At 61.1% G+C, this 1165-nt stretch carries 1 protein-coding gene; it reads right to left on the bottom strand.

Going from position 1 to position 1165, the window contains the following annotated elements; translation table 11 throughout:
* Window positions 1-18: 18 nt before the first annotated feature.
* On the bottom strand, window positions 19-999 hold the full coding sequence (locus tag JKL45_RS29585; RefSeq protein WP_201865334.1) for an aldo/keto reductase: 981 nt from the start codon (window positions 997-999) through the stop codon (window positions 19-21).
* Window positions 1000-1165 lie beyond the last annotated feature (166 nt).

Below are 1165 nucleotides of genomic sequence, written 5' to 3'. Positions count from 1 at the left end.
CGCTCCTGGCGCTTCCTATTATGCAAATCCCGCTACGGCGTGTGGCACATACGGCTCTTCCAGTTCCGCGATCTCCTCAGATGTCAGCTTGATCGACAGGGCGGCCACCGCATCCTCCAGATGCTGCGGCTTTGAGGCTCCGACAATCGGCGCCGTCACCACTGGCTTGTGCAGCAGCCAAGCCAATGCAACCTGCGCCCGAGGAACTCCGCGTCGGCTTGCGACTTCGGCCACACGTTCCACAACCTTGCGGTCCGCCTCCGCTGTCTTGGCATACAGCGTTTTGCCGAACTCGTCCGTCTCCGAGCGGGCACTACTCTCATCCCAGTCACGGGTGAGACGGCCGCGCGCCAGCGGGCTCCAGGGAATGACGCCAATTTCCTCAGCTTGGCACAGCCGCAGCATCTCCCGCTCCTCCTCGCGGTAGAGGAGATTGTAGTAGTTCTGCATGGAGACAAAACGCGTCCAGCCGTTCAGGTCGGCCGTGTAGAGGGCTTTAGCGAATTGCCAGGCATACATTGAGGAGGCTCCGATGTACCGAGCCTTGCCGGCCTTGACGACATCGTGCAGGGCTTCGAGCGTTTCCTCGATCGGGGTTGAATAGTCCCAGCGGTGGATCTGGTAGAGATCCACATAGTCGGTGCCGAGCCGGCGCAGGCTGTTGTCGATCTCGGTCATGATCGCAAGGCGTGACAGGCCTGCCCCGTTCGGCCCCGGGCGCATGCGCCCGTGCACCTTTGTGGCGATCACGACCTCCTCGCGTCTGGCAAAGTCTTTGAGCGCCTGGCCGACGATCTCTTCGCTCGTGCCGTCGGAATAAACGTTGGCCGTATCGAAGAACGTGATGCCGAGCTCCAGCGCACGCTTGATGAAGGGACGGCTTTGTTCTTCGCCCAGGGTCCAGGGATGGTTGCCGCGATCGGGCGTTCCGTAGGTCATACAGCCGAGACACAGGCGAGAGACCTCAAGCCCTGAGCGGCCAAGCTTCACATAATCCATAGCCGTAAGTCTCCTAGCATGCGTTTTGACCTGCCAAGCCGCGGCTTGGCAGGCCCCACCAAAGATGTTGGTGAGGCCGCATGCCAAGCGTCGACTAGCACAGGGGTTACGTAGCTTTCGCCCGTGGTCGCCCAGAGAGCAATCAATCGTCAGCGCGCACATCGAA

The sequence above is a fragment of the Microvirga soli genome (assembly GCF_016734765.1).
GTDB lineage: Bacteria > Pseudomonadota > Alphaproteobacteria > Rhizobiales > Beijerinckiaceae > Microvirga > Microvirga soli.
Note: the sequence above shows the minus strand (reverse complement) of the source record. Positions and strands in the feature narration are given on the sequence as shown.

What these genes read in the sequence shown, in the direction of transcription:
- JKL45_RS29585 (WP_201865334.1), bottom strand. Translation starts at nt 999, where the DNA reads ATGGATTATGTGAAGCTTGGCCGCTCAGGGCTTGAGGTCTCTCGCCTG.